The sequence below is a fragment of the Neisseria sp. HMSC070F02 genome (genome assembly GCF_001814225.1).
Classification (GTDB): Bacteria; Pseudomonadota; Gammaproteobacteria; order Burkholderiales; family Neisseriaceae; genus Neisseria; species Neisseria meningitidis.
On the sequence record NZ_KV815446.1, the window covers coordinates 1 to 6,543 of the forward strand.

Annotated in this window: 8 protein-coding genes and 1 tRNA gene; 5 read left to right on the forward strand and 4 right to left on the reverse strand. The window is 50.4% G+C overall.

Features of this window, described 5'->3' with window-relative positions; genetic code table 11:
• Window positions 1-92: 92 nt before the first annotated feature.
• Together purM and HMPREF2959_RS06810 are read right to left on the reverse strand one after the other, a co-directional pair.
• Window positions 93-1,127 carry a phosphoribosylformylglycinamidine cyclo-ligase gene (purM, locus tag HMPREF2959_RS06800; protein ID WP_002226346.1) on the reverse strand — a complete coding sequence of 345 codons (1,035 nt, stop codon included), beginning with the start codon at window positions 1,125-1,127 and terminating at the stop codon, window positions 93-95.
• Between the two features lie 519 nt (window positions 1,128-1,646).
• Window positions 1,647-1,731: transfer RNA gene (locus tag HMPREF2959_RS06810), tRNA-Leu, on the reverse strand.
• 153 nt (window positions 1,732-1,884) lie between these two features.
• On the opposite strand from HMPREF2959_RS06810, the gene HMPREF2959_RS06815 reads away from it, so the two are divergent.
• The 5 genes from HMPREF2959_RS06815 (at window position 1,885) to ribBA (ending at window position 5,867) form a co-directional block, all read left to right on the forward strand.
• Complete coding sequence (locus HMPREF2959_RS06815) at window positions 1,885-2,562, forward strand: hypothetical protein (protein ID WP_002243535.1); 678 nt, start codon at window positions 1,885-1,887, stop codon at window positions 2,560-2,562.
• Complete coding sequence (gene ribA / locus HMPREF2959_RS06820) at window positions 2,555-3,148, forward strand: GTP cyclohydrolase II (protein WP_002220947.1); 594 nt, start codon at window positions 2,555-2,557, stop codon at window positions 3,146-3,148. Before HMPREF2959_RS06815 ends, ribA begins: the two co-directional genes overlap by 8 nt.
• 155 nt (window positions 3,149-3,303) lie before the next feature.
• On the forward strand, window positions 3,304-3,663 hold the full coding sequence (locus HMPREF2959_RS13270; RefSeq protein WP_002233910.1) for a glycosyltransferase family 2 protein: 360 nt from the start codon (window positions 3,304-3,306) through the stop codon (window positions 3,661-3,663).
• Complete coding sequence (locus HMPREF2959_RS13275) at window positions 3,660-4,316, forward strand: glycosyltransferase family protein (protein ID WP_002243537.1); 657 nt, start codon at window positions 3,660-3,662, stop codon at window positions 4,314-4,316. Before HMPREF2959_RS13270 ends, HMPREF2959_RS13275 begins: the two co-directional genes overlap by 4 nt.
• A 213-nt stretch (window positions 4,317-4,529) precedes the next feature.
• Window positions 4,530-5,867, forward strand: a complete 1,338-nt coding sequence (ribBA, locus tag HMPREF2959_RS06835; RefSeq protein ID WP_002243538.1) for a bifunctional 3,4-dihydroxy-2-butanone-4-phosphate synthase/GTP cyclohydrolase II — start codon at window positions 4,530-4,532, stop codon at window positions 5,865-5,867.
• A 159-nt stretch (window positions 5,868-6,026) separates the two neighbouring features.
• On the opposite strand, the gene HMPREF2959_RS11190 is transcribed toward ribBA, so the two are convergent.
• Both HMPREF2959_RS11190 and HMPREF2959_RS06845 read right to left on the reverse strand, forming a co-directional pair.
• Entirely contained in the window at window positions 6,027-6,143 is a 117-nt protein-coding gene (locus HMPREF2959_RS11190) for an ABC transporter (RefSeq protein ID WP_225905341.1), read from the reverse strand.
• A gap of 31 nt (window positions 6,144-6,174) precedes the next feature.
• Window positions 6,175-6,516: an N-6 DNA methylase gene (locus HMPREF2959_RS06845; protein WP_172586825.1), complete on the reverse strand. Its 342-nt coding sequence runs from the start codon at window positions 6,514-6,516 to the stop codon at window positions 6,175-6,177.
• Window positions 6,517-6,543: the final 27 nt, after the last annotated feature.

The window sequence follows — 6,543 nt, forward strand, 5'->3', positions numbered from 1 at the left end:
AGGGAAAGTTGCACTTCAAATGCGAATCCGCCATCCTCTATAAAAATGCCGTCCAAACCCATGTTTGAGACGGCATTTCGCTATAGAAGCAATCAGGCAACCTGGGTTTGATGCTCGTCTCCCTGACGCTCACGGATCAAACCTAAACGGTAAACTGTTTCACCTTGTTCACCCAAGAGACCCTGAACCGCATCGGCATCTTCGGCAGCAACAATAACGACCATGCCGATGCCGCAGTTAAAGGTTCGGTACATTTCTTGGGTTTCCACATTGCCCGCCTTTTGAAGCCATTGGAAGAGCTTGGGCAATTCCCACGATTTAGCATCGATTTGTGCAACCGTGTTTTCAGGCAACACGCGCGGCACGTTTTCGGTAATGCCGCCGCCGGTAATGTGTGCCATACCTTTAATGGTAAATTTTTCCAAAGCGGCAAGAATCGGTTTCACATACAGACGGGTCGGCGCAATAACAGCCTCACGCAAGGTTTTGCCATTATCAAACTCGGCATCCAAATCGGGATTGTCGCGTTCGATGATTTTACGGATAAGGGAATAGCCGTTTGAATGTGCGCCGTTGGAAGCCAAACCCAATACCACATCGCCCGCGCCGATGCTGCGGCCGGTAATGACATTCTCTTTTTCCACTACGCCGACGGCAAAACCCGCCAAATCGTATTCTCCGACGGGATACATACCCGGCATTTCGGCAGTTTCCCCGCCAATCAGGGCGCAGCCGGATTCTTCGCAACCTTGTGCAATGCCTTTGATGACATCGGTTGCGCGCGGAACATCCAATTTGCCGCAGGCGAAATAATCCAAGAAAAACAGAGGTTCTGCTCCTTGAACCAAAATATCGTTGACACTCATTGCAACAAGGTCGATGCCCACCGTATCGTGTTTATCCCAATCAAAGGCAAGTTTGAGCTTGGTACCCACGCCGTCCGTACCGCTGACCAATACGGGATTTTTATATTTCTTGCCGATTTCGACCAATGCGCCAAAACCGCCCAAATCCCCCAATACTTCCGGACGCATGGTGCGTTTGGCAAACGGTTTGATGTTTTCGACCAGTTGGTCGCCTGCGTCGATATCGACACCTGCATCGCGGTAACTCAATGAAGTACTCATCATTTTTCCTTGGTAAATGGGGATTGGACGGTAAAATAACGGGGCGTATTCTACCTTATTTCGCGTTTGCAGGTTCAGATTTTTAGACAATATTGTAAACAATCCGCCATATGCCCGCGCGTGTCGGGTTTGGCGGGATCGTCCGCAGGATTAACGGGCAGAAACCCGCCTGCCCTTCCCCTCAATTCCTTATATATCGCGTTCCATCAAAAGACGCATTGCTTTTCTTAACCATTCCTTTTGGCAGACGGGCGGAAGGGGTTTTTTGATGCCATCATCAAAATCAATATTTTCTTCTTTCCAGTTGAAACCCCGGCATTAGGGGCGGTGAATCTGATTGCGGGCGGAAGCACCCGCTTCTGATTCGGGGTAGAACAAATGGCGGCACTTTATGTACCGTTCTGCGTGTTGAAACATATAGGCAGATAAAAAAGCCGCCCGCTGAAAAGCAGACGACTTATGTTTTGTGGCACTAATTTGTCCCGATAAGCATTAACTATATGATTTATTTATCATTATTGGTGCGGACGGAGAGACTCGAACTCTCACACCTCTCGGCGCCAGAACCTAAATCTGGTGCGTCTACCAATTTCGCCACGTCCGCATGGGAATTGGACAATTATACAGATTTTGTTTTTTTGTGCAAGGTTTTCGGCGGGGCTGTTGATGGCTTGGGGTTTGGGGCGGTAAAATCTGTTTTTCGTCCGCCTGACATCGGAATCGGGCGGTTTTTTGTTTTTATTGACGGAATTTGGGTATGCCTGCTGCTTTGATTAAGGATTTTCTGCTGACTCAGGGTTTGAAGCTGCCGCTTGACGAGGTTCGGGCGGCGTATCTGACGGCGCAGACGGTAATGGATATGGGGACGGCTTCGATTGAGCGTTCGGTTTTGTGGCTTGAGCATGAGGATTGGAGGCTTGCCGATTATTTGGAGCAAAACAGCGGGAATGAGGAAGGTCTGAAACGGCTTTTCATGGCTTTGGATTCGGTGTTTTCACGCTGTAAAGGCGTGCGCGCCGCAGCCGTTTATGCCCTGATGCCGTCTGAAAATGCCGCCTTTCGGCTGGTTTGCCTGTCCCGGCAGGGCGAGGTTTTGGAAAACCTGTGGGATTTGGATGAAGCGGCAGGCAAGGTTTCGCTGGCTTGCCGTTCGGCGCAAAGCGGCTGGATGAATATTGCCTCGGATGTGCGTCGTTGGTTGGATTTGGGAGAGCTTTCGGGAGAACGCAATCATGCTTCGGCGGCGCAAATTTCCATTCCGGTCTGCACGGAAAGTGGCGGTGTGTTGGGCGTGGTTCATGTGGAATTTGAATGCGCAGAGTGTGCGGGTACGGCAGCACAGGTGGAATGGGTGGCTCTTGCCTTGGCTTTGTCCGAACCTTTGAAACTGCTGTTGGGTATGTCTGCCGGAAAAGATGGGAGTGAAGATGTCTGAAATGTTGAACCATGTGGCATCCTGCCGCCTGCCGACCGAATGGGGCGTATTTACGATGCACGGCTTTGAAGAGGCAAACGGGCAGGAACACGTCGCGCTGACCGTCGGTAATTTTTCAGACGGCAATCCGGTTCTGACGCGCATCCACTCCGAATGCCTGACGGGCGATGCGCTGTTCTCGAGAAAATGCGACTGCGGACCTCAACTTGAAGCGGCCATGAGGGCGGTACAGACAGAGGGGCGCGGCATCATCGTCTATCTGCGTCAGGAAGGACGCGGCATCGGGCTGATTAACAAAATCCGCGCCTATCATCTGCAAGACCAAGGTATGGATACGGTTGAAGCCAATTTGGCACTCGGGCTGCCCGTCGATGCCCGCGATTTCCGTTTGGCGCAATCTATCTACGAATATCTGGGCATCCGCTCGGTCAAACTGCTGACCAACAACCCCGAAAAAATCCAAACCCTGAAAGATGCCGGGATTAACGTGGTCGAACGCATCCCCCTGCACGTCGGGGAAAACCTTGAAAACAAACGCTACCTCCAAACCAAAGCAGACAAGCTGGGACATCTGATGTCGGAATAAGGCAAAGTTGCAGGGAACGGGCATCCTGCGCCGCCTTTCGGGAAACAGGTTTCCATACCTTGATAAAGCAATAAGTTTTATAGTGGATGCAAACGCATTGCGAGCGCGGGTTTGAGGCATACGCGCAAACATCTTAATATAATGGATTGATATTTATGATTTTCTCCATCATCGTCCCTATTTACAATGTGGAAAAATACCTCCGCTGCTGCGTGGATTCCGTGCTTGCCGAAAATTTTGCCGATTATGAAATGATTTTGGTCGATGACGGTTCGCCGGACGGCTGCGGGAAGATTTGCGACGAATATGCAGGCAAATATCCGCATATAAAAGTGATTCATCAAGAAAACGGCGGGCTGTCGGATGCCCGCAACGCCGGTATCCGGGCGGCAAAAGGCGATTACCTAATCTTTTTGGACAGCGACGACTATTGGGCCGATACCAACCGTTCAAAAAACGCGGGGGGGGGATTCTCTTTGATTTACAACAACTTGCAGACAAAAAGGTTGATTTGATCCTGCATCCCTCGTCCTTCAATTACCGCGACATCCCCAAAGGGGCGGACTTTTCGGATAATGATTTTGTCCGCCATTTTGAAACGCTGGTGGAGGGGCGGTACTATATCGCCAACGCGTGGACAAAGATTGTCAGGCGGGAAATCATCATCAAAAACAATCTGTTTTTCCCAAAAGGATACATTCACGAGGATTTCCCGTACAGTTTGCAATTGGCGCGTTTTATCAAGACTTTTGCCTTTTACGATAACCCTTTTTACCAGTACCGCGTTCTCGGCGGCTCTATCAGCCACAACATCAAATACAAAAATTTCAGCGATGTGCTGACGCATCTCGACCGGGGTGTGGATTTTTTAGTCGAAAACAAAAATTCCCCCATCTACGGCGGTTTGCAAAAATTTGTCTTCGACAATATCGGCTATCTGAGGTCTATATTGGTAAGGCTTTATTTTTCCAAAAACATTATCGTCATCTACCGGAAATATTTTTCATTTAAAGAAAAATGCAGAAAGATATTCGGCGCGAAGGCAATCCGTCCGGTTTTTATCGGGAAGACCGCATTCATCATAGGATTGCCGATATTGCGCCTGCTCGTACCGCCTATGCTGTACCCGGCAATCAAGGCCGTTTATCAAAAATTTTTTTCGGAATAAGCTTCCGGCAAACCCCGAATCGGAAGCGGGCGGGAAGAAACAGCCGCCCCGCCGGCGGGGTTGCGGCAATGCCGTCTGAAGCCACGAATCCGGCTTCAGACGGCATCTGTTTACCAAAAAGCAAATAATTCGGTTTAGCGAAAAAACAGATTTGCTTTTTGGTAAATACGCGATTACAATCCGCTACATCCGATTTCTACAAAGGATGAAACGATGACCGACACAGCCGGTCTGCGCCGCCGCAACCTGCGGCAATGGATAGCAGAACACTACGGCGGTTTGCAAACTCGTTTTGCTGAAGCCGTTGCCCTCAACACAGGCGAACTCTCCGCCCTTTTGAAAAACAAATCCTTCGGCGAGAAAAAAGCCCGTAAAATCGAACAGGCGGCAAAAATGCCCGCCTTTTGGCTCGATACCGAACACACCGCCCGCCCGTCCGAACACACAGGAAAACACACCATGTCCCATATCTCCCCCATCCCCGAAATCCTAGCCGACATCAAAGCCGGCAAAATGGTCATCATCACCGATGCCGAAGACCGAGAAAACGAAGGCGACCTGCTGATGGCGGCGCAATTCGTCACGCCCGAAGCCATCAACTTCATGATCAAACACGCGCGCGGCTTGGTCTGCCTGCCGATGGACGGCGAAATGGTCGAAAAACTCGGGCTGCCGATGATGACCCAAAAAAACGGCGCGCAATACGGCACCAACTTTACTGTCTCCATCGAAGCCGCACACGGCATTACCACCGGCATTTCCGCCGCCGACCGCGCCCTGACTATTCAAACCGCCGTTTCCCCGACCGCTAAACCCGAAGACATCGTCCAACCCGGTCATATCTTTCCGCTTCGCGCCCAAAAAGGCGGCGTACTCGTCCGCGCCGGACACACCGAAGCCGGCGTCGACCTGGCGCAAATGAACGGGCTGATTCCTGCCTCCGTCATCTGTGAAATCATCAACGACGACGGCACCATGGCGCGTATGCCCGAGCTGATGAAGTTTGCCGAAGAACACAACCTTAAAATCGGCACCATTGCCGACCTCATCGAATACCGCAGCCGTACCGAAAGCCTGCTCGAAGACATGGGCAATGCGCCTGTACAAACCCCGTGGGGCGAGTTCCAACAACACGTTTACGTCGACAAACTCTCCGGCGAAACCCACCTCGCCCTCGTCAAAGGCACGCCCGCCGCCGACACCGAAACCCTCGTCCGCGTCCACGAACCCTTCAGTGTGATGGACTTCATTCAAGCCAACCCGCGCCATTCATGGTCGCTGCCCAAAGCCCTTGAGCGCATCCAACAAGCCGAAAGCGGCGTCGTCATCCTTCTGCACCGCACCGAAGACGGCGCATCCCTGCTCGACCGCACCCTGCCTAAAGGCGCAAACCAAGCCTACAAATGGGACAGCAAAAGCTACGGCATCGGCGCACAAATCCTCGTCGGCCTCAACGTCAAAAAACTGCGCGTCCTCGGGCAGCCCTCATCTTTCACCGGTCTGACCGGCTTCGGTTTGGAAGTCGTCGGCTTTGAAGAAGCGGAAAAATAATATAGTAAATTCAAATACTTTATATTTGCTTTATTTATTGCATTATTTCCGTGCAAACGAAAACCCGGTCTGTTGGGTTGGATTTTGTTTTTGCAAATTTCGGGTAACTTCTAATTCGTCATTCCCGCGCAGGCGGGAATCCGGTTCGTCGGGTTTTTGTCATTTCCGATAAATTCCTGTGGCTTTGGTTTTTTGGATTCTCTCTTTCAGGGAAAGAACGGCATAAGTATTTTCCAAACCAAACAAAATGCCGTCTGAAAGGCTTTCAGACGGCATTTTAAGTTTGACCGGTTTCATTCATCGGTATTTATGAATTGAATTTCAACATCGCCAATCTATCCTTAATCTCTTTTTCCAATTCGGCAGATTCGGCGAAAAGTTTATCCAAATCCGCTGAAAATCCCGCCATTTTTTGCGCAAATTCGTCGGCGGAAATATCCACATAATCAATCTTTACCTCGAAATACTGCCCCGCCGACAAGCTGTGATTCTTCGCTTTGATTTCATCGTAGCCGATTACCACACTGAAATCTTCCACTGCCTGTTTGTGCGTGAAGGTATTGCAGATTTTTTGTTCTTCTTCGCGAGAAAGTACGGTTTTTTTGCCGTCTTTAATTTTTTCGCCCAAGCCCGATGCGTCGATTAATATAGTGGATTAACAAAAATCAGGACAAGG